This window comes from Fictibacillus phosphorivorans (assembly GCF_007673525.1).
Taxonomy (GTDB): Bacteria; Bacillota; Bacilli; order Bacillales; family Fictibacillaceae; genus Fictibacillus; species Fictibacillus phosphorivorans_C.
In genome coordinates, this window is record NZ_VDZU01000002.1 from 153699 (window position 1) to 178865 (window position 25167).

Annotated in this window: 27 protein-coding genes; 6 read left to right on the plus strand and 21 right to left on the minus strand. The window is 39.5% G+C overall.

The window, feature by feature from the left end; all coding sequences use genetic code 11:
• Positions 1-40: 40 nt before the first annotated feature.
• From FS458_RS18350 to FS458_RS18415, 14 genes are all read right to left on the minus strand, one after another.
• The gene (locus tag FS458_RS18350; RefSeq protein ID WP_144704180.1) at positions 41-1381 is read right to left on the minus strand and encodes an FAD-dependent oxidoreductase; all 1341 of its coding nucleotides are present in this window, start codon (positions 1379-1381) and stop codon (positions 41-43) included.
• A 124-nt stretch (positions 1382-1505) separates the two neighbouring features.
• Positions 1506-2339: an STAS domain-containing protein gene (locus FS458_RS18355; protein ID WP_144704183.1), complete on the minus strand. Its 834-nt coding sequence runs from the start codon at positions 2337-2339 to the stop codon at positions 1506-1508.
• A gap of 41 nt (positions 2340-2380) precedes the next feature.
• Positions 2381-2611: an excisionase family DNA-binding protein gene (locus FS458_RS18360; protein WP_144704186.1), complete on the minus strand. Its 231-nt coding sequence runs from the start codon at positions 2609-2611 to the stop codon at positions 2381-2383.
• A gap of 90 nt (positions 2612-2701) precedes the next feature.
• Complete coding sequence (locus tag FS458_RS18365; protein ID WP_144704189.1) at positions 2702-3874, minus strand: MFS transporter; 1173 nt, start codon at positions 3872-3874, stop codon at positions 2702-2704.
• A gap of 123 nt (positions 3875-3997) precedes the next feature.
• The gene (locus tag FS458_RS18370; protein ID WP_144704192.1) at positions 3998-5173 is read right to left on the minus strand and encodes a hypothetical protein; all 1176 of its coding nucleotides are present in this window, start codon (positions 5171-5173) and stop codon (positions 3998-4000) included.
• Positions 5174-5187: 14 nt separating this feature from the next.
• Positions 5188-6147, minus strand: coding sequence for a PDR/VanB family oxidoreductase (locus tag FS458_RS18375; RefSeq protein ID WP_260858816.1), 960 nt, complete (start codon positions 6145-6147; stop codon positions 5188-5190).
• 12 nt (positions 6148-6159) lie between these two features.
• A complete protein-coding gene (locus FS458_RS18380) occupies positions 6160-6615 on the minus strand; it encodes a dimethylamine monooxygenase subunit DmmA family protein (RefSeq protein ID WP_144704195.1) in 456 nt (151 codons plus the stop codon).
• Positions 6612-7568, minus strand: a complete 957-nt coding sequence (locus FS458_RS18385; RefSeq protein WP_144704198.1) for a heme-dependent oxidative N-demethylase family protein — start codon at positions 7566-7568, stop codon at positions 6612-6614. The genes FS458_RS18380 and FS458_RS18385 overlap by 4 nt, the downstream gene beginning before the upstream one ends.
• A 92-nt stretch (positions 7569-7660) precedes the next feature.
• Positions 7661-8080: a VOC family protein gene (locus FS458_RS18390; protein WP_137791464.1), complete on the minus strand. Its 420-nt coding sequence runs from the start codon at positions 8078-8080 to the stop codon at positions 7661-7663.
• A 91-nt stretch (positions 8081-8171) separates the two neighbouring features.
• Positions 8172-9182: a FecCD family ABC transporter permease gene (locus tag FS458_RS18395; RefSeq protein WP_144704201.1), complete on the minus strand. Its 1011-nt coding sequence runs from the start codon at positions 9180-9182 to the stop codon at positions 8172-8174.
• Entirely contained in the window at positions 9179-10222 is a 1044-nt protein-coding gene (locus FS458_RS18400; protein WP_144704204.1) for a FecCD family ABC transporter permease, read from the minus strand. Before FS458_RS18400 ends, FS458_RS18395 begins: the two co-directional genes overlap by 4 nt.
• Positions 10223-10251: 29 nt before the next feature.
• Entirely contained in the window at positions 10252-11202 is a 951-nt protein-coding gene (locus tag FS458_RS18405; protein WP_144704207.1) for an iron-hydroxamate ABC transporter substrate-binding protein, read from the minus strand.
• A gap of 71 nt (positions 11203-11273) precedes the next feature.
• Entirely contained in the window at positions 11274-12086 is an 813-nt protein-coding gene (locus tag FS458_RS18410) for an ABC transporter ATP-binding protein (RefSeq protein WP_144704210.1), read from the minus strand.
• Positions 12087-12261: 175 nt separating this feature from the next.
• Positions 12262-13008 (minus strand): L,D-transpeptidase family protein, encoded by a 747-nt coding sequence (locus FS458_RS18415; RefSeq protein ID WP_144704213.1) that lies wholly within the window; start codon positions 13006-13008, stop codon positions 12262-12264.
• Between the two features lie 143 nt (positions 13009-13151).
• On the opposite strand from FS458_RS18415, the gene FS458_RS18420 reads away from it, so the two are divergent.
• Entirely contained in the window at positions 13152-13721 is a 570-nt protein-coding gene (locus FS458_RS18420; RefSeq protein ID WP_260858818.1) for a GNAT family N-acetyltransferase, read from the plus strand.
• Between the two features lie 37 nt (positions 13722-13758).
• Here FS458_RS18420 and FS458_RS18425 read toward each other — a convergent pair whose 3' ends face one another.
• Together FS458_RS18425 and FS458_RS18430 are read right to left on the minus strand one after the other, a co-directional pair.
• Positions 13759-14931, minus strand: a complete 1173-nt coding sequence (locus FS458_RS18425; protein ID WP_144704216.1) for a toxic anion resistance protein — start codon at positions 14929-14931, stop codon at positions 13759-13761.
• The gene (locus FS458_RS18430; RefSeq protein ID WP_144704219.1) at positions 14918-15583 is read right to left on the minus strand and encodes a 5-bromo-4-chloroindolyl phosphate hydrolysis family protein; all 666 of its coding nucleotides are present in this window, start codon (positions 15581-15583) and stop codon (positions 14918-14920) included. Before FS458_RS18430 ends, FS458_RS18425 begins: the two co-directional genes overlap by 14 nt.
• Positions 15584-16499: 916 nt before the next feature.
• Here FS458_RS18430 and FS458_RS18435 point away from each other — a divergent pair.
• A complete protein-coding gene (locus FS458_RS18435; RefSeq protein WP_144704222.1) occupies positions 16500-17603 on the plus strand; it encodes a PRK06851 family protein in 1104 nt (367 codons plus the stop codon).
• A gap of 88 nt (positions 17604-17691) precedes the next feature.
• Positions 17692-18144 (plus strand): SgcJ/EcaC family oxidoreductase, encoded by a 453-nt coding sequence (locus tag FS458_RS18440; RefSeq protein ID WP_144704512.1) that lies wholly within the window; start codon positions 17692-17694, stop codon positions 18142-18144.
• Between the two features lie 44 nt (positions 18145-18188).
• Here FS458_RS18440 and FS458_RS18445 read toward each other — a convergent pair whose 3' ends face one another.
• From FS458_RS18445 to recQ, 5 genes are all read right to left on the minus strand, one after another.
• Positions 18189-18377: a hypothetical protein gene (locus FS458_RS18445; protein ID WP_137791451.1), complete on the minus strand. Its 189-nt coding sequence runs from the start codon at positions 18375-18377 to the stop codon at positions 18189-18191.
• A 179-nt stretch (positions 18378-18556) separates the two neighbouring features.
• Entirely contained in the window at positions 18557-19396 is an 840-nt protein-coding gene (locus FS458_RS18450; protein WP_144704515.1) for a 1,4-dihydroxy-6-naphthoate synthase, read from the minus strand.
• Positions 19397-19401: 5 nt separating this feature from the next.
• Complete coding sequence (locus tag FS458_RS18455; protein ID WP_144704225.1) at positions 19402-20064, minus strand: futalosine hydrolase; 663 nt, start codon at positions 20062-20064, stop codon at positions 19402-19404.
• Positions 20065-20083: 19 nt separating this feature from the next.
• Positions 20084-21280, minus strand: a complete 1197-nt coding sequence (locus tag FS458_RS18460; protein WP_144704228.1) for a class I SAM-dependent rRNA methyltransferase — start codon at positions 21278-21280, stop codon at positions 20084-20086.
• Entirely contained in the window at positions 21277-23418 is a 2142-nt protein-coding gene (gene recQ, locus FS458_RS18465) for a DNA helicase RecQ (RefSeq protein ID WP_144704231.1), read from the minus strand. Before recQ ends, FS458_RS18460 begins: the two co-directional genes overlap by 4 nt.
• A gap of 165 nt (positions 23419-23583) precedes the next feature.
• On the opposite strand from recQ, the gene FS458_RS18470 reads away from it, so the two are divergent.
• The 3 genes from FS458_RS18470 to FS458_RS18480 all read left to right on the plus strand — a co-directional run bounded on the left by FS458_RS18470 (position 23584) and on the right by FS458_RS18480 (position 25137).
• A complete protein-coding gene (locus FS458_RS18470; RefSeq protein ID WP_144704234.1) occupies positions 23584-23931 on the plus strand; it encodes an ASCH domain-containing protein in 348 nt (115 codons plus the stop codon).
• A gap of 17 nt (positions 23932-23948) precedes the next feature.
• The gene (locus FS458_RS18475) at positions 23949-24386 is read left to right on the plus strand and encodes a DUF2269 family protein (RefSeq protein ID WP_186320659.1); all 438 of its coding nucleotides are present in this window, start codon (positions 23949-23951) and stop codon (positions 24384-24386) included.
• 322 nt (positions 24387-24708) lie between these two features.
• Complete coding sequence (locus FS458_RS18480; protein WP_144704237.1) at positions 24709-25137, plus strand: hypothetical protein; 429 nt, start codon at positions 24709-24711, stop codon at positions 25135-25137.
• The last annotated feature ends 30 nt before the right edge of the window (positions 25138-25167 follow it).

Sequence of the window (25167 nt, forward strand, 5' to 3'; positions counted from 1 at the left end):
AAACTCCTTTTGTCATACAGCACTCTACCTACATTTTATATCAACGAATGGATTGCGGAAAAGCAAACACTCTTTTAGGATCGTATTTTTGATTGATTCGTTGAAGTTTCTCCACATTTCTGCCAAAATACTCTTTTTCATAGTCTTTCAGTTCACTGTATGGAAAATTAACAAATGACCCTTTTGTGATGGTCTTCAAATATCTGAACCTTTTTTCCACCCATCTTCTATTTTCTGCTGCAACGGCTGGATCTTCCCATACGGATTGAATGCCCAAGATATAGCGTGCTTTTCGGTAATAAAAAGCAGATTCTGTTTTATCAACATTTCGAATCTTTCCTCCCATTGCATACACGGTGAGTGCTGCAAACACGGAACCTTCCGCACGCTTTTTCACAAGATTCACGATTGCTTCCACTTCTTCTCGATCGTATTCTTTATATACGAAGCGTCCGGTAGATTTAAACTTTTCATATGGCGGATAGGTAGACTGAACTTCCTTAACAGCTTCTAAAAAGGTAAAAGATTTGGCAGAAATCTGAAATCCCTTTATTTTTTTATAAACATCTAACAGTTTCAATGCTTCTTCCTTTGTTCCATAAAAAAATCCCCTGCCAAAGATAGCAAGTCCCTCAGACGCAGCGTTATACATGCTGGCATTCAAACACATTCGTTCATCTAAATTCACAAGCCACTTCTGCCATATTCTTAAAAATTTGCCTAGCTCTTTTGTTGTGGCATTTGGCTTGTATAACTCAAACAATATCACTTGATCGATTTTAGGGGGAAGTTTGAACGTCATGGAAACGACCACTCCAAAGTTGCCTCCTCCTGCACCTTTGCATGCCCAGAACAGATCACTATTTTCTCTTTGATTTACTTTTAGAACTTTACCTTTGTAGTTGATCAACTCCAGTTCGATTAAGCTGTCACAACCCAAACCGAATAAACGGCTAGAGAAGCCCCACCCTGCACCAAGCACAAAACCACTTACGCCTACAGTTGGACAAGTTCCTCCTGGGAAGGGGTATCCTCTCGAACCTACAGCTTGGTAAAGATCTTTGTTTTGAATACCGCCTTGGACTTTAACCGTTCCTTCTTCCTCATTAAACGCGACACCGTTTAATCGACTGATGTCTATAACCAATACACCGTTACCCGTCGAATAGCCTTCGTAATGATGACCACCTGATCGTATTCTAATATTTTTATCATACTTTTGTGCCCACAGAATAGCATGGCTTATATCTTCATATTCAGAACAATAGACAATAACACTAGGAAACTTTTGAATGGCTCTATTCCATTCTTGCCGTGCAGCGTCATATTGCGAATCATCAGGTAAAATGACTTCCCCCGTTAAACTCTCAAAAATGTCCATTCTCAACACCCTTTTAAGAAAATGAATTACATTTTAAAGTTTATGAGGAGGTGGCATGGACAAATTCTGATATGCAAAAATAATAAAAGACCAGGGGTACCCTGGTCTTTATACATACATTTTTTTATTGTTGTGAACCGATTGCCTGAGAGAGGCTCGACTTTATGGAAACTTTCTCAAAGGATAATCCTAATTGAATAGCGGTCATTGCAATTTCTGGTCGAATGCCAGACAAGGTTGACTTTACTCCGATGAGACCAAGTGTTTCAATAAGAGAGAAAATCTGCTGCGCGACCATCGTATCAATAATTAAAACACCAGAGAGATCGATAAAAAGATGTGTGATCTCTTTTTCGGTACACTGTTCTAGCGTGTTTTCAACGATATACTTTGCTCTTTGTGTATCGATGACACCGATTAAAGGCAAAAGGCCCATATGATTGTTTAGTGCGATGACAGGTGAGCTTAGCTCGTTGATCATCTCTTGCTGCGCGATTAGTTTTTCCTCACTATATTTTTGGTTTTCTTCAACAAACCACGTCACAATTTTATTAAACGTATCAATGATAATTTCATTCCATGCATCGATGATTGTTTGTGGATATTCTCCTTGATGAAGATTAACGAATTCTTGTATAAGATTTAAATATTGCTTTTGTACATTGAAGAATTCTTTCATGATAACTGTTACGGGTGTGTTCAAATGCTCATCATCTTGAGCAATCATAAGCACCCATCTTTCGAAGTCTTTTAGAAACTTACCTTCTTCCGTTACAAAAACCTCACAAAAATGTTCGTGAAATTCGTGATTTTGTTTTTTAAGCGTTTCGATCGTCTTGGGATTTGTGGAAGCGTATACCCCCTTGGCCTTTGATTTATCAATTGATTGGTACCAATCTTCCGTCAACTGCCATGTTTTCTCCATTAAAAAAGAATGCAGCGCCTTATCTCTATGCATCTCTTTTCCACTCTCCCCATCTACCCTAATTTATCATTATTTTAATCTTCGTCCTTAGCATCCCAATCTTCTGGAATGGGTTCACTCAAGTACTCCTCAACCATCTTCTTATATTTTTCTAACTGTTCAAAATGAGTATTGAACTGTTCCTTATTAATAAGATGCTGGTCACCGTCAAAAATGGTACGGATTTTATTCTGCTGAACTAAGCTTTCAACTAACGCTTCAGGCATTGATAAATATTCAGCCGTTTCTTTTATTGTAAGATACATACTCATACATCCTGTCTAACTTTTGTTTAATCTTAGCTTACAGCAAGAACGGTATGGATTCAATATACCCTAATTAATAGCTTCTAAAATCTAATTGAAGGATTTTTTATTTTGTATTAAATGTTTTGTCATTAAAATGACAAAAAGGAGTAGGATTACATCTACAAATCCATATACCAAACCGTAACTACCAAGATGATAGAGGAAACTGCCTAATAGGGGTCCGATCGACATCCCCATATACCTGAAAAAGTTATACGCACCAATTGCTGTAGCACGATTGGATTGAAACTCTTGTGTAAGAAGAGCTGTTTGAACGGGTAATGACATCCCTAAGAAAAGACCGAAGAATGAGATCGAAATAATCAATAAGATGAGCGATACGTTCGAGACTAGGATAAAGAAAAATAAAGAAACGACGTTCAAAAAGGCGGAGTATACAATCACTTTTCGTTCATTATATCTTCTCATTTTGCCGCCAATAAAGCTTCCCACTACAATTCCTAGTGATAGCGGGAGGAAAACCAAACCCTTTTGTTCTACAGACAATGAGTACCTTTCACTCATAATAGCGGGTAGAAATACCAAGAAGTTATACAGTGCGTAGTATTGAATAAATCCTAAACCGATTACGGTGTACCCTATACGGTTTTGCAGAATCGTAAGAAAATCTTTAAATCTGAAATTCTGTTTTTTTGTTGTACTTGGTTTTGTTTCGTTCAGAAAGATGAAATTTCCTGCAAAGATGATACATCCAACACAGATTAATGCAATAAAAATCATATGAAAATCAAATGAAGCACTTAAAAAACCACCAACTACAGGACCTAAAACTGGTCCTAGTGATACCAACATTTGAAAGGTTCCCATAGGTTGGATCCGCTCTTTCCCTTCGAACAGATCACCAATGACCGTTACGGCTACAACTGAACCCGCAGCAATTCCGATGGCTTGTAGAGAGCGAAACACTAAAAGAATTTCAATGGATGAAGAAAAATAACATCCGATCGTAGCCACTAAATAGATCAGGATGCCTGATAGCATCACTTTACGCCGTCCGATTGAATCCGTAAGTGGTCCATAAACCATCTGCATCAAAGCCAGGAAAATCGTATAGATCGAGATCGAAAAGTTAACCAAGAAAGGTGTTGTATGAAGTTCTTTCGTCACCTCAGGAATAAGAGGTACATATATCGTTTGAGAAAAAGGACCGAGAAACGCAGCAAGTGCAACAAGGTAGACTAACAATCTGCGGTGCTTCACAAATAAAAACTCCTATCATTTATAAAATAAAAAAGTCTGCTGAAAAAATTCAGTCAGACTCCCCTTACATTAACTTTTTAAATTATACACCTCGTTAAGCACTTCTAATAAGATTTAGCTTATTCAGGGTGTTAGCGTTTCTTTTTCTTTCAATTCATTCATCTTTTCAATATCTTTTCGTTGTTTTTCATGATAGACGGCAGGTTTAAGTTCTCTAAGAATTACTGGCAAAAAAATAAGTACGGGTGACAGTAGACTGAAAAAGAAAATTTCAAACGATAACGCCAATGTAAACTTCTCTGAAACCTTACTAATAAGACCATCTACTGTATAAGTTGCTACAACCCATGAAAAGATTGTAGCCAATGCATATTGCAAACTATGCTTAACATTGATATGAGAAATCATGTAGATATAAATTGAGAAAAACAGTATGAATCCTGTGTAGAAATAAACACGAGACGTTAATGTCAACATCTCATCTGAGGTATATTCATTGTGAAAGAAATAAATAAAAAGTATCATCGCTAAAAATTGAACACTATAGATAGCCACTTTAGGAATTTTAAACTTTACCAATTGGTTGGAAACCAGTTTTTCCTTTGTTTCTGGTAGAGTATAATCATTAGGTTTTTCCCTAGTGATCCCTATATTTAAATCCTCTATAGAATATCTATAAAAATAAGGTCTTCTTTCTACTTCGCTCCTTACAACACTAAGATAATTCTTTTCGGTTACATACCTCAAATCAAACTCAGTGATTTCAAGGGGAATCTCGTTCTCACTTAGTGCTCTAAGCCATAAATGAATTTCCTCTTCGTCATGATGCGTGAATCTCATAACTTCCATATTACCTTTACTCGTCCGAAACAAAATATTAAAGGTTATGTGCTTATTGTAATAAGTTTCAAATGAATTTGTGGCTGACGTGCGAACAACAGAATGAGGAGATAGTAAACACTTCTCCATATCGGTGTATAAAACTTCTGCTTTTATAGATTTATTCGTCTTGGTGTCGATAAAAGTTGTCACATAGCCCGTATCTGTTAGTTCAGAATCACTCACTATACTAGTTCTCTTTTTCGTTTCCGTCACTATAAAAATTATGAGTCCTGTAAGGATTGCTACGAAAAATAACATGATAACAAGTATAACCGGGTCTACTTTCATAAATCTAAAACCTATATAAATAAAGAGCCCTAAAAATAATGATAAGAAAATAATTATTAGTATAGTAGAATCTTTCCCTGCCTGACTCAATCTACTCGTATATTTCCCTCTTTTACCGTTAACGTCCATTGTTACCTCCTATACTATTTAATCTCAATGACCAATTTATCTGATTTCGCACGTGAAACACACGGAATTATACAATTATTTGCTTCTTTTTGTTCATCACTAAGAAATGAATCATAATGATCAACTCTCCCTTTTAATACAGGAAGTTCACAAGTACCACAACGACCAATTTGGCAGGAGTAAGGAGCAATGATGCCATGTTTATGGAGGGCTTCTAATATCGTTTCTGTTTTGGATACGTTTATCGTAATACCATTGTGAATCTTAACTTGAAACGCTTTTAACACTATAGGCTTTGGCGGGCTAAAACGTTCAGAATGAATAGACAAAATTGGATAGCCTAACTCTATTGATGCTGTCCTAAACTGCTCAATAAACCCTTCAGGTCCACAAAAATAAACATGGGTTCCGATTGGATGATTTGCTAAGGAAGTGGTTTGTAAACGTTGATGTTGATCGGAAAAGTAAAAGTGGCTTTGATTCGGATAATGTTTTTTTATGTATGAATGAAAAACACAGCTCTCCTCAGATTTAGAGGCGTAATGAAGTTCAAAGGTTTGTCTGTTAGTTGAGATATCCTGCATCATAGAAAGGAATGGGGTAATACCGATGCCTGCCGCGTAAAACACGTGATGTCTCGCTTTAAAGCTAAGAGAAAAATGATTCTTGGGATAACTGATCTGAAGTCGATCTCCCACTTTCATACCCTGATGCCAGTGGAGTGAACCACCTTTAGAATTTTCACTTAATCGAACAGCAATTTCATAATTGGAACGTTTGTCTGGATGACTTACTAGAGAATATTGTCTCACAATGAGTCCTGACGGTATTTTTAGGTAAGTAGAAATATGTGCCCCTCCACTAAATCTTGGAAGTTCCTTTCCCGTTTCTGGGAACAGCGTAAACTTCTTAACCTGCTTCGTTATCTTTTCTATAGATGAAACCCGTACGAATAAAGTAGGTTCAATGTACAAATAGACTCACTCCTAACCTGTAGCTGGATAGCCTAAAAATGCATGGTAAAGTTCAGAATAGTGGTCTGACACTTCAAGCTTTAATTCACATTGATGGCAAGTTAATCCAGTTTGTTGTTCTTCTGCTCTGTTCAGTTCATGACAACGGCAACAGAATATACTAATCCACTTCTCACCATAACCAAAATATTGAGTCTCATCACTCGAGAAGCCGATACGTTTTGCCATCATTTGCACGGTATGAAGTTCAGAATAGGGCAGCTCCACATAGAGAAAAGTTCCCATCTTTTGCTTACTTAGAAATTCTTCTAGGCACTCTCTTTTTTCAGCAGAAAAATGATACCACTCATAAGCCAACTTCTCTTTCTTCACGTTTTCGAACACACTACTTAAAACCCTTAATCCATGCTCATCTGAACAAAATATATATTTTCTTTTTCCTTCAATAAAGACTGCATCCATACTCATAATGTCTTCACCTGTTGAAGCTGTTTCTCCAAGTACTTCAACACAGCTTTTTTGTAGGTTGAGATTCCCTTGTATTCTACAATATGGTCAGGAAGTTCAGATAGGATTTCGTAAAATTGCTGCAGCCATTCTATGTTTGTTGCTAGTTGTTCCAGAGCCAGCAAATGTGTGTGGATGGAAAAGAGAATACTGTTTGTACGTGGTAGCCTGAATAACTTCTGCACCTCTACTCGAATATGGACAAGCTCACCTGCGTTCTCACTTGTGACCTGTTTACGGAGACGCCCCCACTGATTAAAGGTTTCAAGCGATGTATCAAGTCGATCACCTGCCATAAGCGACCAATTCAAACGTTCCCAAGGTGTTCCTGCTTCAAGCCTCATGAGAAACTGTAGAATTCGTTGATCTAGCCCTTCTTCCTTAAAGCCTGGAATAGGATGATGAATGCTTTTAAATTTCATTCCTATGTTAAAAGCGAGAGACCAGTTGGCAGGAAAACAAAGCTGCCCTGCATCTAAATACAGATTATCGTCACGCTGTCTCATGTAAATGAGATCTTCTTGCACATGCTGACTAATAAAGAACAACGGTTCACATGGAAGAGAGTTTTTCTCACCAAAAATAAATTCCTTCTTTTCATCCAATATTTTATTGGTAAATATCCATCTATTATTCTCTTGCTCGATTGAAAAATCTTGTGGGTATTGTGAAACTAAGTGATCGATCACGATCTCAACAATCTCCCACTGCCCTGTAATAGAATGTGGCAGCGATTGATAACAACGTTCAGGGTGATCACTCAATAGTTTTCGCTTGAATAGCATCTCTTTTTTGTAACTGGAGGTAACCTCTATGCAATAAGGCTGTTTCATGGGGATTGAATTGTTGGAATAACGATACGTTGAACCTTTAAACGGATAAGGAAAATGTGCAAGATCACCTGTCCATTTCATGCCTTCACCCTTTACAGAATATTCTTATAATTCATTGTAAAGAAAATTCATGTTCTTGGAAAGGCAAAAAAAGAGAACTAACTTTTAACAAGTCAGCTCTCCTCCCTCTTATCCGGATAATCACACAGCTCAATAATCTGTCCTTGTGAATGCGCAGGATTCATATAAATCAACCTTCTGCCAAAAGGATTTGTTCGATACGTATCTTTTAAAAAGGTATACCCTCTAGCTTCAAAGTCATCAATCGTTTGAAGAAGATCGTCCACTTCATAAGCCAAGTGATGCACACCCTTTCCCTTCTGTCGGATGAACCGCTCGATCGGAGATGTTTTACTCGTAGGTTCAAGAAGTTCAATTACCTGGTTTTCAAGCTCAATCACGGCAATGTGAGTCTCTACTCCAGGCTTTTCACTCGTATATCGTTCAGTCAGCTTTCCGCCTAGTACATTCGTATAAAATTCAATTGCTTCATCTATTCGTCTAACTGCAATTCCGGTATGGTCTAGTCTCATCACGTTCACCTCATTTAACTAGCATTATAGAGGGTTGTAGGAATATAAGCAAAAAGGTAGTCCTCTAAAAAGAATCACCTTCACAGATTATTTAATTCTTTCGTGCCAATAGATACATAAAGTAAGGTGCCCCAATGATGGTCACAATGATCCCTGCTGGTATTCCACTAGGATCTAATACTACTCTTCCGATCGTGTCAGCTGTCAGGAGTAAGATTCCTCCGATTAATGCTGCAACGGGAAGGAAGACTTGATGTCTCGGACCTACTAGTGAACGTGCGATATGAGGAGCCATCAATCCTACAAAAGCAATTCCACCACTGACTGCTACAGAAGCGGACGCAAGTGCTACCGAGACCATAATCAACAAAATTCGTTCTCTACTTACATTCACACCTACTCCGACAGATACGTTCTCATGCAAATTCAACGTATTTAATACATTGGATTTAAATATCGTATAAGGAATCAGCAGCAAGATCCACGGCAGCAACGATAAGACAAACGTCCAATCATCGCCCCAAATCCTGCCTGCCATCCAGTTCGCCATGAACGAATAATCTTCCATATCTAATCTCGTAGATAGTGTCAATGTTGCTCCATACAAAGCGGCTGCTAAACCCACACCGACTAAGACGAGCCGGGTAGGTTCAACACCTTCGCCTTTTATGTAAGACATGATGTAGATCACAAACGCTGTTAGCATTCCGCCAAATAGGGCGAATAACGGCAGTACATATAAAAAGCTTGTTGTTTCCACTGTAAAAAACATGATATACACCACAACCATCAGACCAGCACCAGCATTTATTCCTAAAATACCAGGGTCTGAAAGCGAGTTCTTCGTGATACTTTGGAGGATGGCACCAGACACAGCGAGCCCCATCCCCGCAAGAATAGCAACAATGATGCGTGGTAAACGGAACTCAAAAAGAATTAAATTCTCTCTCGGCGTTCCTTGACCCATTATGGTTCTAAATAATTCTGAAGGAGTTAAGGAAGCAAAACCAGTCGCCACACTAATAATGAAAACGGCTATTAGCAACAAGATCGCCGCGATCGTCGTTACTCTTACTCTCTTAATCTGTTGTGCATTCATCATGATCGTTTTCTCCCTCCCTTTCTTGCAAGGTAAAGGAAGAATGGTACTCCGATCATAGCAACTACTGCACCTACTGGTGTTTCATAAGGAGCGTTAACCGTTCGGGCAAACGTATCTGCTAACACCATGAGCACACTTCCGAAGATCGCGGAACATGGAATGATCCACCGATAGTCAGTTCCAACTAAGAACCGCACGATATGCGGAACCATAAGACCTACAAATGCAATAGCACCAACGAGTGAAACGGCAGCGCCTGCTAAGATCAACACCACCGTCATGAGAACGATTTTCGTATATAGAGTCCGTTGACCGAGGCCGCGTGCTACTTCTTCACCAAAGCTTAATATCGTTAACTGCCTTGAGAACATAACAGCTACCATGATTCCAACCAACACGACAGGTACGATAATTTTCAGCTGTGCCCAGTTTGTGCCTGATACACCACCTGCCGTCCAAAACGCAAGGTCCTGAGAAAGCTTAAAATATAACGCAATTCCTTCTCCTAAAGAAGAAAGCAGTGCAGAAACCGCTGCACCTGCTAACGTAATCCGGATTGGAGTCAATCCACCTCGACTCATGGAGCCAAGTCCGAATACTAACATCGCACCTATTCCTGCACCTATAAAGGATAGAATCATCACGGTAAGGTAGTTCGCTTCTGTATGAAAAGCGAACACACAAGCAAGAGCAAGGCTTGCTCCCGCGTTCAAACCAAGTAGACCAGGGTCTGCTAACGGGTTTCTAGTCATCCCTTGCATGATAGCTCCACTCACAGCAAAGGCCGCACCTACGATTGCTGCACCAAGCTCTCTCGGTAATCGCAGACTCATGATAATACGGTCAGCTTCTCTAGTAGGATCATAGTTGATCACAGCGTTCCATACAGTTAGAAACTGAATCTTAGCGGCTCCCACAGATATTGCAAGAATGATACTCAAGAAGAGAAGTGCGAAACCTAACAATAGAATAGCTGTTCCTACCGCTGGTCTAGAATACACTTTATTCTCTTTTATAAGCTTGGTTTTTGTTTTGAACATAGCGTTTGTCCCTTTTTATAAAGTGCTTGTTATTTCTTTTTCGTTAACTCTTCAACGATAATATCTAGTTCTTTTTCTAGAGAGATCGGGTCATTGAAATAGAATGACTCTGAATCAAACTTAATTGCGTTACCGTTCTTTACAGCCGGCAACTCTTTCCACACATCTGACTCCATGAATGAGTTATCAGGATTTCCAGTTCCTGTTCCTACAAAGATATAATCTCCAGCGTATGTTGGTATCACTTCAGTAGAAATGGCTTTCCAGCCTGGGCCGAATACATCTTCTTCTAACTTCTTAGGAGCTTTAAGCTCGAGCGCTTGGTAGATTACTTCTGTACCGCGGCCCCAGTTCTTACCGTATACATACATGTCTTTTCCGAATGCTTCCATAACCATGAACGTCTTGTCTTCACCGATTGCTGATTTTACTTTTTCACGAGCTTCAGCCGCTTTCTTCTTCCACTCTTCTACCCATGCCTTCGCTTCTTTTTCTTTATTAACCATCTTTCCGATCTCGACGTGCTGTTCCATATAGTCATACTTGTCATACGTCATTGTAACGGTCGGTGCGATCTCTTCATATTTCTTAATATTTTTGTCATCAGAGTACGTAATGATAAGGTCCGGATCTAATTCTAGTAGCTTTTCATAAGAATCAGCAGTTACAACTTCAGCTTTGTCCAATTTGTTTCCGTAGAATTTATTTTGTTTCGGATATTCATTTACTGCTACTGGTGTGATGCCTAAGTCTAGTAGGTTACCTGCATACGTTGCAGCCATCATTGCAACACGTTTCGGTTCAGCTGGCACTTTGATCTCTTTCCCTTTTTCGTCTTTATAGATTCTCGTTTCTTTCTTCGACGATTCCTTTTCACCTGAGCTTGCGCCTTCTTCTGATTTATTTCCGCATGCTGCAAGTACAAACACTAAAAGCAGTGTCATAAAGCTCACTAGTAACTGTTTTGTTGTTCTTCTCATCTTGTTATCCCCCTATATTTGACAATAAAAATCATTCTCAATTAGCTATAAAAAAACAAAGGCGATTCTATCTACGCCAAGTTCTCAACTAACTTTACATTCTTAATTAGATCATACGTTAGACATACAGGTTTTCTCGTCCTCGGATCCACACCGATTTCTGCATCAATATGAAATACATTTCGTAGGACCGTACGTGTCATAACCTCATCAGCCGTTCCCTCTTTCATGATGGATCCATCTTTCATCGCGACCATATGGTGAGCAAAGCGAGCCGCGTGGTTCAAATCATGAATGACCATGACGATCGTTCTCTTCTCATCCCGGTTCAACTGGTATAACAATTCTAAAACTTCCAACTGGTGAGACAGATCCAAATATGTAGTCGGTTCATCCAACAAGATAATATCCGTTTCTTGAGCTAATGCCATCGCAATCCATACCCGCTGGCGTTGCCCACCTGAAAGCGCGTCTACAGAACGATCTTTAAACTCGCGAACACCTGTAACGTCTAATGCCCAATCTATCACTTCAAAATCTTTTTTAGTAAGCTTTCCGAAGCCTTTTTGATAAGGAAATCTTCCGTAAGATACAAGTTCACCGACCGTAAGTCCTTCTGGTGAATCAGGTGACTGAGGAAGGATCGCCATTTTTTGAGCAATCTTTTTCGTAGATTCTTTACTGACAGCTTTACCATCTAGATAAACAACACCGGATTTAGGATTTAGGATGCGTGACAACGTTTTTAAAACCGTTGACTTCCCGCAGCCATTCGGTCCGATGATTGTTGTAATCTTGCCGTCAGGAATGGAAATGTTAAGATCCTTTACGATGTCTTGTTCACCATATGAGATTTGCAAATCCTCAGCATACAGTCTAGACACTTTATTCGCCCTCCTTTAAAACAGTAATTTGAAATATATTTAAAGCATTGGACTTAATTGAAAATGATTATCAATCTCGTTATCATTTTATTGGATATGTATGAGAGTGTCAACGGTAATTTTATTTTTAATATAAAAAATCAGCCTTTGTCCTTCAAGGCTGATCTGTCATTATTTAAAACATCCCGAGCGCTTTCTTTGTCGCTGGACCTACCACACCATCAACTGTGAGCTTCTTAGCTTTTTGGAACTTGCGAACAGCGGCATCCGTATTGGCTCCAAAAACACCGTCGACTCCTTTAGTACTGTAGCCTAGATTCGTAAGTCTTCGTTGAAGCTCCATGACTTCGGCACCACGGCTACCCTTTTTTAGATTAACGACTGAGAATACTGGCACTGTCGAACTGTTTGTTACCTTATATCCATTTGCTGCTGCTAGAGCAGGGAATGACTTACCAGAAGTTGTGATCACAACAGGGGTATTAACTGAAATCCTAGCATACAACCACTGCACCTCGTTGTTGTACATGCGGATACAGCCTGCGCTCACATACTTACCTATGGAACTTGCATTATTGTTTCCATGGATTGCGTACGTCGTGCCCCATGTTCCATTTGCGTTTAAGCCTAACCATCTGTTTCCTAAAGGATTCCGCGGATCTCCACCTGGAATGTTTCCTGTATAATAAGGCCGATTCGTGATCTTGTTTACAATTTTAAATTTACCTTCTGGCGTATACGAGGGTAGTTTACCTGTTGCTACTTTAAATACCTTTGATAGTTTATTATTCTCAAAATACGCTAACTGGTTTGTCGATTTATTTATGACGATAAATGATGAAGCTGCTGCCTTTGCTGGTTGAACTAGTAAGAACATGAAACCAAACATCAGTAATGCAATCAGTACTTTTTTCGTTTTCATTCCTTCTCTCCTATTCTTTATTGAAATAACAAATCCTCATATTCTATGCGAGGGTATAGGAGATGCATTACTACTTTTATTAAAATTTAATCAAAAAAACATGAATATTAAGCTTGTACGATGAATAGACTGGTAGGTTATATTTGTCTTATACACATGAACAGAAAGAAGATGGAATGATGCGAAATGTTATGTTAAAGAACAACCATAGAGTGGAAATTCGCGAAGCTGTAAGTGATGATGCAGAGAACATCATCGATTTTTATAATGTGGTTGGCGGTGAAAGTGATTTTTTATCCTTTGGAGCTGGTGAATTCAAACGAGAAATAGAGGATTATAGTAATTACATTGTCTCTGTCTCGAATGAACCTAATTCGATCATGCTGCTTGCGACAATCGGTTCAGAGATTATTGCGATCGCAACCATCAACTCCTCACAGAAGGAAAGAACGAAACATGTTGGAACATTGGGGATTGTTGTTTCTAAAAAGTTTACGGGGTTGGGATTAGGAAAAGCTTTGATGGATGAACTTATAGAGTGGGCAAGACAAAATGGAATCACTCGAAAGATTAGTCTCGTAACAAACGAGCATAATACGAAGGCAATCGACCTTTATAAAAAGTTCGGTTTTGAAGAGGAAGGTTTGCTGAAACAAGATAACTTTATTAACGGAACATATCAGAACACGGTAATGATGGGGTTGATTTTATAGTAAAAGGTACCTGCATTTAAGCAGGTACCTCTTTTATTTACTCACCTTTAATCTCAAGCAGCTTCTGCCTCAATCCGATTTCCATCGTAGCCAGCTCTTCTTCTGCAAGACGTCGTTTCACTCGTCCTTCTTCTTGAATACGCAGTGTCTCTTCTAGTGTTGAAAGAAGATTCTCTTGTGTTTTCTTTAACGTTTCAATATCAATCAAGCCGCGTTCGTTTTCTTTTGCGGTTTCGATCGTATTGGTTTTTAACATCTCAGCATTTTTTAGTAAAAGCTCGTTCGTTGTTTTGGAAACTTGTTTTTGAGCTTCTACTGCATTACGCTGTCTGATTAACGTTAGTGCAATAGCGACTTGGTTCTTCCACAACGGAATAGCCGTCATGATGGATGATTGAATTTTTTCTACAAGCGCTTGGTTCGTGTTTTGAATGAGTCGGATCTGTGGTGCACTTTGGATCGTGATCTCACGACTCAATTTTAAGTCATGAACACGCTTATCTAGTCGGTCAGCAAACTGGACCATGTCATTTACTTCTTGGAACTTCATCTGATCGTTCGTCTGTTCAGCTACTCTTCTCATCTCAGGGATCGTCACTTGGTTTAACTCATCCAGCTTAAGTTCTCCTGCTGCTATATATACGTTCAACGCTTGAAAGTACTCTTTGTTGTTTTCGTACAGTTTTTCAAGCATGACGATGTCGGACATGAGAACATTCTTGCTGCCGTCTAGCTTTACCGAAATACGATCAATCTGAGCTCCTGTTTTTTGATATTTCGATAGGACCTCCTGAACAGAGCCTGAAATCTTTCCAAACATGCGGCCGATCAATGTAGGTTTGTTTGATTTTAGTTCTTCAGGATTTACATCTTGAAGCTTCCTCATTAGATCTCCAATGATCTCACCGATTTGTCCAGTATCTTTCTTTTTCACATGATCGAGCATGGTGTTCGAAAAGGAATGAAGCTTTGCCTGTGCAGGTGCTCCGTATGTGATCATCGTCTGGTGGTTCGTTGGGTCGATCTGCTTCGCCAGCTGATACGCTTTTTCTTTATTTTCTTCTGGGAGAACATCTATTAATCGTACCTGTTTGTTTTCATTCGAAGGCACAGTTGCTTCTTGCTGTTCGCCAAAAGGGTTAGCCAACAAGTCATCCATTAGATTTGTCGGTTCATCTGAATGATTAAGGGGTGCATTATTTTCTTTCATTTATATCGCCTGCCTTTTTTATGGATTGTGAGTCATTCTGGGATTTAATCGAGTACTTCGCTACATCGATCTCATAATGTAGGTCATCTATATCATTTGACAGTACTTGGTATAAATCCTTTTCGATCTGATCGATCAGTTCGTCGAGAGTTCTTTTCGTTTCTACCAATGATTGCGTCAATTCTTTTGATTTTCTTGGCTGCGAGGATAGAAACATATATTTCTCGGTAAGCTCAACAGCTGAATCTAAATGAGAAAAATAGAATTGTTCTGCTTGGTAAAAACGTCTTGGTTCTTTTTGTGTTAAACTCTGGATCTTTCTAACTACACGTACAAGGTCCGCTCTTTGTTTTAAAGTTGGCAGGTCTCGGACTGAAAACATCGCTTTTTGCAGTCTATAGATCTTAGGCTTTGCTTCATCTAAGTTCTTTCTGATGTATTTATACTCTCTTCTAGATAAGTGATGTTCACTGAGAAATCTCTGTTTTTGAAGAAGTCCTGTTGCTGTGTATGCGGCAGCTCCTCCAGCTACTGCAATGCCTGACGACAAAAGGTAGGTCTGGTCATACCCGATAATACTTGCCAGCCATACTCCTACTGAAGCTGGGATAGCAACAAACATGCGGATAAAAAAAGCTAAAAATCCGTTCATTGTAATCGACTCCTGACATAAACTCTTTACTATTCATACGGATATAGTGGTTTCTGAGTTTCGTTTTCATTAAAAAAGTTCATATATACTATGTTTCTATTATTACCTTATCGAAACCTTCCTAAAATAACCATGGCTTTAAGAAGTAATGTGTTCTAAGACTTGAGGCGTATATATAAAAACTCAAAATTGGAGTTGATTAATCAAATTTAGGATATAAACAAAACAAAGACGCTGAATATGTATACATCACATAAACAGCGCCTTTAGCTTAAACTCACTTTATTCACTTAAACGTTCTTTCCTTTCTTACTAATACACAAATGCTAGTTATTGTCCCTAACTAGACTTCAATTAATTGTTCGTTCAATCAATTGTCTTGCATTAGATCTTATTTTTCCTCTACTTCTGGTAAATTCCCACACGCCCACATGCTGCGAAAATAGTTTTCACGGGCTATTTCCATCTGCAACACGATCTTAGCATGCTTCGCTCACATACGTCATTGGAATCATCCTCTTTCGTTATGTGTATTTGCGCGTTCCCACATATCCACACATCTCGAAATCAGTTTTCACTGGCTGATCTCTAACTGGATGCGATTTGATATGCTTCGCTTACTTATTTCATTGGAATCACGCCTTCCTTTATTTGAAGTAGTGTTTCTTTGTTAACTACATATTAACTCATTCTAAATTTTATTTAAATATTCAGAATAATCAATATTATGTGATTTAGGGTGTATTTATTCCTCTTTTTTAAGCCATACTCCTTCATTCGTAAAATTTCTTTTTATTTCATCATATTTCAACAATTTAAATAATAAATGTGTATTTTTAGGCTATCACCTATTCCATCATCGTTACATAACATGCAAGTAGAAACACAACTACAAAAAAGAGGAGTGTTTTGAACCTTGACTGGAAAAATCCTAAATTATTATGCTGGCGGCAATACGGCTAGAGGTTTTCACAACTTATTTACATCAAATCTTAGTGGTCTTGATCGTCTCTATATTTTAAAAGGCGGACCTGGCACTGGTAAGTCGACACTTATGAAAGCGGTCGGGGAAAAGTGGAACAACGAAGGCTATGATATAGAATACATTCATTGCGCTTCAGACAACGGTTCGATTGATGGTTTGATCATCAGAGAACTCGGCATCGGAATTGTAGATGGCACTTCTCCACATGTTATTGAACCAAAAGCCCCTGGGGCGGTTGAGGAATACGTGAATTTAGGTGAAGCGTGGGATTCTAAAAAACTCCTAAACAAAAAAGCGGAAATATTAAAGATTACAGATTCAATTTCTGCTGATTATCAGAAAGCATATGCGACTTTCCATGAAGCGCTCCTCATTCATGATGAATGGGAAGAAATCTATATTATGAATATGAATTATGAAAAAGCTAATGAAATTACAGATGAACTGATGCATCAATTTTTTTCTAAAAAAGTAAATAAAGCCGCGAACGTTTATCACCGTTTTTTAGGAGCAGCTACCCCAAAAGGTGCAGTCGATTTTGTTCCAAACTTAACAGAAGGTCTAGAAAAAAGATTCTTCATTAAGGGAAGACCTGGATCTGGAAAATCAACACTGCTAAAAAAGTTAGCTGCAAATGCCGAGGCTTCAGGGTATGATGTTGAAATTTATCATTGTGGGTTCGATCCGAACAGTTTGGATATGGTGATCGTAAGAGAGCTCGGCTTTGCGATTTTTGATAGTACAGCACCTCATGAGTATTTTCCTGAACGTAAAGGTGACTCCATCATAGATATGTATGAAAAGACGATAAAAAAAGGAACGGATGAAAAATTCTTTGATAATCTAAAAGAAATCAGCGGCCGTTATTCAAAAAAAATGAAAGAAGCTATCGGATATTTAGCAGATGCAAAAAGTAAGCACGATGATTTAGAAAAGATCTATATAGCTGCGATGAATTTTTCAAAGATCGACAAAATTCACAAGAAAATTGATTTAGAAATTGAAAAACTAACCGCTGCACAACAACAAAAATAAGGTTTGGAACAGCCACTATTTTGAGGATGGTGGCTGTTTTGTTATGATGATCATAAGACAATCTTACATATGGAGGACAGGTTTAGTGATGGATACAGAACATACAAAAGCTGTTGAAGACCTATATTTTAACTTCTTACACGCGTGGAACGATCGGAATTCACGTGCTATGGCTGATTATTTTACTGAAGATGGCGAGATGGTTGGATATGATGGAAGCCAGGCATTCGGTCCTGAAGAGATTCATGCTCATCTCGAGCCCATTTTCAGCAGCTTCCCAACTCCACCTTATTACGCAAAAGTGAAGAGCGTTTCTTTCTTAAGTGATGATGCTGTCATGGTTCGTGCTATTGCTGGCATGGTACCAGTAGGAAAAACGGAATTATCTCCGGAACTGAACACGCATCATACAGTGATTGCAGTTAAGAATGATGAAAAATGGTTCATCAAACTTTTTCAAAACACACCTGCTCAATATCACGGACGTCCTGAACTTTTAGAACAGATGACGGAAGAGCTTCGTGCCTTACTCCCTAAATAAGCACAACAAAACCCGCTTGAACTACAGCGGGTTTCTTTGTATCTTTATTTTCTTAAAATTTCTTTGAGCCCTTTATAAATCAACACAGCTCCAAATACGAGAACAGTTAAAACCGCAATAATTTTAACAGCTGGACCGAATGCGGCTAAAAACGTGCCGCCTAGTGGAAGTGCAAGTAGAAAATAACCAGCTAACAAAGCACCAATGAGTGTTAATACGTTTGTATTAGACATATTGCGCCTCCTTATAACAGTTTTTCTTCTCGTTATAAGGTATGCGCCGATGTGGAGAGTGGTTAATATTGATAAAAGCTGTTCACTGTCGACTTTTTATCATTTACTGTCCACTTTCGTACTTTTACTGTCCACTTATTACAATTTACTGTCCACTTTCGTATTTTTACTGTCCATTCTTAACTCTTCAATAGATTCGTATAATCCTTCTTCGGCACGATGCCTTCTTCTCCAGCACGGTTCAATAGAGTTGTAATCGCCTCGAAGCCCTTGTCTCCAAGATCAGCGGTAAAATCATTCACATACAGATCAATATGGGATTTTGCAACGTCCTCTGAGAGTTCGCTCGCGTGCTGCATCACATACTCTCTTGATGCCTCAGGATTTCGCCACGCATACTCTACTGATTCACGAATCCACCCTGTAATAGACTCTAAATCTAGTGAACGGCGCGCGATGATCGCTCCGAGTGGAATGGGCAGTCCCGTATCTTCTTCCCACCAGCTACCCATATCGGCCAACAGATTCAATCCGTAGTTTTGATACGTAAAGCGAGCTTCATGGATGACAAGACCTGCATCAATCTTGCCGTCTTTTACAGCAGGCATGATCTCATTAAACGGCATAACGATAATCTCTCCCACCCCGCCAGGTACATTTTGAGCTGCCCATAAACGGAACAGCATGTAGGCTGTAGAGCGCTCACTCGGAACTGCCACCTTTGCTCCGGATAGCATGTCTGGTGTAACTTCACCTGGATGATTCACAAGTACTAACGGACCACATCCACGACCGAGTGCCCCTCCGCATGGAAGCAGAGCATATTTGTCCAAGACATAAGGAAGCGCTGCGTATGAGATCTTTAAAATATCAAGTTCATCTGACTCAGCGGCTAAGCCGTTTGTAATATCAATATCTGCATATGTAACATCAAAATCTGGAGCCCCAGAAACAAGACCATGAACCAATGCATGAAAAACAAACGTGTCATTGGGACAAGGTGAAAACGCAATACTCATTTTACTCATAACAAAACCTCCGCGATAACTTTACTAGCTCTCTCTAGTGTATCGAACGCTTCCTTCATACGCCAAGCAGAACGATCTCGCGGACCAATCGGATTTGATATGGAACGTATCTCAAGTACTGGCTTTCCAAATTCTTGTGCCGCTAACGCTACGCCATAGCCTTCCATCGCTTCAGCTACTGCATCAGGCTCACGATCCTGTAGATTTTTTGTGGTTTCAGAAGTTCCTGTCACCGAAGACAGTGTGAGAACGTGACCGAGCTGAACAGAAATTCCTGCAAGCTTTAATGACGTTAAGCAGTGCATGACCAGCTCGCTGTCTGCTTTTATGCGCGTTGAAGCACCAAAGCCAAGCTCATCTAATGTGATGAATCCTTCAGGAGATTCTGCCCCTAAATCTCCTGAAATTATCTCATCCGCAATAACAAGTGTTCCGACAGCTGCTTTATCCTTAAAACCACCAGCAATACCCATGTTGATTACAACGTCATAGTCTTTCGTTAATAAAGCTTTTGTGGTTTGAATACCCGCTGAGATCGGACCAACTCCAGCTAATACCACATCAATCGAAGGCGTTTGCCCAATTCCTTCTAAGATCGCCTCTTTTTCAGCAGCTACAGAAGTCATAATTAAAATACGGCGTTCGTTATTCATCGACATGAAGATCCCCTTTCGCCGGTTAGCTTAATTTTTCAATGAACACTACTTTTAAATAGTTACCCTCTTTGAACTCTTTGTGTGTTCTAAAATCTTGTGGAAGCTTAAACTCTTCCAAAATGTTATACGTTCCGCCTGTTTGTTTAAAAGCTGATGCTATCATCTCTTTGAATTTTTTCATCCCAAATGTTGAGCAGTTAGAAGAAGCTACGATTACACCGTTTCTTTCTGTAATCTGGATCGCTTGTGCTAACAGATCAGGATAATCTTTCCCTGCACTGAACGTATGTTTTTTAGAACGCGCAAAGCTCGGCGGGTCTAAAATCACAAGGTCAAATGACATTTCTTTTCGGACAGCATATTTAAAATAGTTGAACACATCTTCAACAATGATGTCGTGGTCTTCATAGTTCAGACCGTTCACACTAAATTGTTCTTGCGTCTTGTTTCGGCTTCTATTTGCTAAGTCAACACTTGTCGTTTTCAGAGCACCACCAAGAGCAGCCGCAACTGAAAACGCACCAGTATAAGAGAACGTGTTCAGAACAGTTTTCCCTTTCGCATATTGATCACGGATCGTCTTTCGCACGTCACGCTGATCCAAGAACACGCCTACCATCGCACCATCATTCAGATATACTGCAAAGTGGATGCCGTTCTCTCTCACGATCAGTGGACTTGGCGCTTGTTCACCTTCAACAAAATCGTCATCATCAATATATTTTCCTTTTACAGCAAAACGCTTCTTCTCGTAGATGCCTTTTACTTTAACAAGCTCTTTAAGAGAAGCGATTACTTCATCCTTAAAGGAGTAGATGCCTTCACTATACCAAGTTAGAACGTAGTAGCCGTTATAGTGGTCGATTGTCAGTCCACCGATTCCGTCTCCCTCTCCGTTAAAAACGCGGAAAGCTGTCGTTTCATAATTGTTAAAAAGATCTTGGCGGTGGTTGATCGCTTTTTTCAGTTTCTTTTCGAAGAATTCTTGATCGATGAGTTCTTGTGAATTTTGCGTGAGCACCCACCCGCGGCCTTTATTTTGTTTTCCATAATACCCCTTACCGAGGAATACATTTTTTTCGTCAAACAATTCAATGATCGTTCCTTCTTCTTTTACGTTGCTAATATTTTGTACAGTATCCTCCGTAATCAATGGAAAACCTGTTTTTAACCCCTTCACATAAGAAGGTTTTACTTTTAATCGGACATTCTTCTTCATCTTGTCACCCGTTTCTTATTTTCGTTTTGCAGCAAGTAAACTTTAATCATAAAGTAACTTACTTCTTCAGGAAGTAATTCTTTGATCGGCTTTAACTTTTCTCCGCCAGCTTGTTGAATGGCATCTTCAATCTTTGAGATATATTCTTCTGGAACAACGTCCTCCATTTGAACATCCATTCCTTCTTGCATGCATTGAATAAGATGATTCTCGACCGTACTTAAAGCTAGTTTCCGATGATCAGCGATCTCATCGACTGACATCTTCTCTTTATAGAGAGTGTATGTTTCAAGATGAGAATCAGGCGTTGTCTTTTTGGCAGGTTCTTTTGCAACGGTGCTCTGATCTGCACTTTCTCTTCGCTCAGGATGTTTAGATAAATAATTTGAAATCGCAGAGATAAACCGCTCTCCGTACTTCTCTAGCTTATTCTGACCCACACCCGTCACACTCAAAAATTCAGTCCTTGACTCAGGCAGTTTCACGCACATATCTTTTAACGCCGTATCTGCGAAAATAACGAACGGTGGAACGTTCTCTTGTTCTGCTATTGTCTTACGCACGATTCTAAGCTCTTCAAATAACGGGTCATCTGCAGCCACTTGTTTAGTTACTACCGCTTCTTTACGCATGATCTGTTCCTTACCAAGCAGGATGTCTTTCCCTTTTTCTTTTATATAAAGAGTTGGGAACGTCCCATGCTCAACGGCGATAATCTCTTGTGAGATAAAAAACTCAATGAGGTCTGTTATTTCTTTCGTGCTTTTATCTTTCAGCATGCCGTAAGTTGGCAGCTTATTAAATCGCATCTCTAACACTTTTTTATTTTTGGAACCGGTCAGTACTTGTGCGATCAGTGTCTTTCCGAAACGCTTCTGCCCCATTCGTACGATACAGGACAATACGATCTGCGCGTCTCTTGTCACATCGATGCTATCGCGATTATCTGTACAATTGCCGCACCGGCCGCAAGGGGGTATTTCTTCATCACTAAAATAGCGGACGATTGATTGCTGCAAACAGCTTTCGGTGTAGCAATAGTCCACCATGAGCTGAAGCTTCTCCAGCTCTTGCGCCATACGATCCTGCTCACTAGATTGATCGATCAGAAAACGCTGCACCTGAACGTCTTGTGATGAATATAACAGGATACATTCACTTGGAAGTCCATCACGGCCAGCACGGCCGGCTTCTTGATAATAACTTTCCATGTTTTTTGGCAACTGAAAATGGATAACATATCTAATATTCGATTTATCGATACCCATCCCAAACGCAGAAGTAGCCACCATGACAGATGATTCATCTTGAAGAAATTGTTCTTGTTGTTCCATACGCTCGTTGTCATTCATTCCTGCGTGATAACGAGATACGTTGATCCCGCTTTTTTGGAGTGTTTCATAAAGCTGATCAACCGTTTTACGTGTTGCAGCGTAAATGATTCCCGCTTCTTTCTCATTCTTTTTGAGAAAATCTTTTAAGTAAGAAAGACGATCTTGCCCCTTAATCACAGAAAAAGATAAGTTTTCACGTTCAAATCCTGTTAATACCGTCTTGTTCTCATCAATATCAAGCGACCAGCAGATGTCCTGGCGAACACGCGGTGTAGCAGTTGCCGTTAATGCGAGTACTACCGGACGATTCGGCAGATTCCCGATCATTCTTTGTATACGTTGGTAGCTCGGTCTGAAATCGTGTCCCCATTGCGAGATACAGTGAGCTTCATCTACCGCAATTAAAGGAATATCGATCTGTCGCAAATGATCCATAAAGTCATAGGATTCTAGACGTTCTGGTGCAATATATAAAAGTTTATACTCACCGCTTTTCGCCTTTTCAATTCGTTCTCTCGCCTCTGTCGTTGTGAGTGAACTATTGATGAAGGCGGCGGATATACCTAACTGCAATAATGTATCAACCTGATCTTTCATTAATGAAATTAAAGGAGAAATAACAATTGTCGTTCCTTCAAAAACAAGGGCAGGTATTTGATAGCAGATCGATTTCCCGCCACCTGTAGGCATAACACAGAGTGTATCGTCACCCGCTAAAACCGATTGTATCGCTTGCTCTTGTCCATTACGGAATGAAGAATAACCGTAATGCAAATTCAGCATTTGCTTTGCTTTTTCTATCAAAACTTAAATTAGCCTCCCTCAGGTAGAGTCATCTCTTGATTATAAAGGTACTGACTCCACATAGCAAAGACACATCTTACCGTTTTCTTCCGATAAAAATAGACAGACTACTTAATAAAATGTGATACATTAGGAATTGGAGAAATGAAAAAGGAGTTTTTACATATGACAAATCAAGAAATCAACAATTTACCACCAAAAACGTGTTCCATTGAAAGACTCGTAACGATGCCGGCTGATGTTGCAAAAGTTCTAGAAGGTAAGAAAACAGCTACTCGCCGTAACGGACGCTATGCAGACATTGGGGAAATCATGGAATTAGAAGGTCATTCGTTCGTAGTGAACAATGTATACCGACAATCCCTTGGTGAACTAACCGATCAACACGCTCAAGACGAAGGATTCACAACAGTTGAAGAGTATAAGAACGCTATTCTTTCGTACCACCCAGGTATGCCTTGGCTTCCTCATATGCAAGTATGGGTTCACGAATTCAGTCCTGCTAAAGGCTAAACTGTAACTTGATGGATATTTTGTATCGTATTTTTTTGTATATCCATATTTTAAGCGTGATCATTTCTGTTGGCCCGTTCTTTATTCTGTTCCCACTGATCAAAAAGTTGCGAACAGCAACAGAAGATGAGATGCAGGCTCACCTTGGCACGTTTCGGTTTGTCGTTTGGCTCGCCAAACACGCGGGTCACGTCTTGGTATTGTCAGGTTTATTGCTCGTGTTCACAGGACCTTGGACGTGGGACACACCTTGGATTATCATGACTTTAATCATCTTGTTCTGCTCGCTTTTCTTTTTAGCGCGCGCCTTTTCACCGACACTTCGAAAGTTTGATGATGAAGCGCATGATAAAGTGGCGCTAGCTCAGAAACTGCAGCGTGCCGTTTGGATATACCTCGGATTGTTGATGATCATGCTTTGGTTTATGGTTGGAAAGCCATATTTGTGGTGGTGAGATTTGGATTGATTGATAGATTGGTGGAAGCTGCCCCTTGTGTTGTGAGGGTGCGGCTTTTTTTGACTTGGTGTCCTTTTAAGGTGGACAAAATTAATGCGGCTGACTAAAAATGTGGATTGGAGCCTAAAAGTCGTGGATTAAACAGCTAAACTTTTGGATTCAGCATACAAATTTCTGGATTCAGAAGCTATTTTTGTGTATTCATTATGTTTGTGTCCAGCTGGCAAAGAAATAGGGGTCTATGTAAGAAGAGATTTTCCTCTCTATATAGAATAAACTATGTATGAAACTCCATTTTCAGAAGAGGAGGCACATATTCATGGATTTGCATCCGATCACAGTCAATGAAATTATGTTCACCGTAACTTTGATCAGCACACTTTTCATTATTGCTTTCTTAATACCAAAAACAAAGCGAAAAACCGGCTTATACACAGCCAGTGTCATCACAGCTCTCGTTTTACTATTTTTCATCATACGTCCCTTTTGGATCGACTATCATGTCTCCGTAAAAAAAGACCAGCTCACCTTATATTTAGAGAAGCAATTTCCTAATGAAAAGTGGCAGATTACACAAAACATCGGACGGCAATACAATCCTTATATCTTCTTAGTAGAGTTTCATAATGAAAAGGGTTGGAAGTATCACTATTTTGTGAAGAATGCAGACCACATTAAGCAGCACGGTCTTAGCATGCCAGATGGTTCTAAGAAAATAGAAGGTAAACATAAGCGAAATGATTGGTAGTAAAAAAAGAAAACCTCCTTTACTTGGGAG